Raw genomic sequence first — 457 nt, 5'->3', positions numbered from 1 at the left:
AGCCACGCACTGAACGCGGCCTGCGTCTCTGAGGACGTAAATCTGTACGCGCCCTCGTTGATGTATGACACAAGACTTGTATCCAGCTTTTCGCGCATCGCCCAGTCAAGGAACCGCGAGAACTCACGGTTTGCTGTCGTGTCCCCTGTCCGGCGCAGCCACACAACGATCCCGACCATGACGAGTGCGGCCACGACAGCAATCACCGCGAACACGACGAGGGTTGATACAAACAGCTCTTGATTTGACAAATGATTAATCATTGAGCAGCTCCTTTGTCTCTCGGTCGAAGAGTTCGGCACGTCGATCCACCATGTACTNCAGCGCACCCTTCAGCGACGCGTCCAAAAACGAGTCGATACGCCGAGCAAACGCCACGGCCTGTTCTTCCGTATCGAAAAACACGTTGGTCGGAAGTCCATGGGGAAAGCCCTCAGCCTCACAGTCTACGTGTCGC

The 457-nt window shown here is 55.7% G+C and carries 1 protein-coding gene; it reads right to left on the bottom strand.

Features of this window, described 5'->3' with window-relative positions; translation table 11 throughout:
- The coding region (locus AC1RPX_RS07710) for a hypothetical protein (RefSeq protein WP_481763320.1) at positions 1-263 on the bottom strand (263 nt) is incomplete at its 3' end.
- Positions 264-457 lie beyond the last annotated feature (194 nt).

It is taken from the genome of Dellaglioa sp. CoH-56-MRSF-14 (assembly GCF_056782115.1).
Note: the sequence above shows the minus strand (reverse complement) of the source record. Positions and strands in the feature narration are given on the sequence as shown.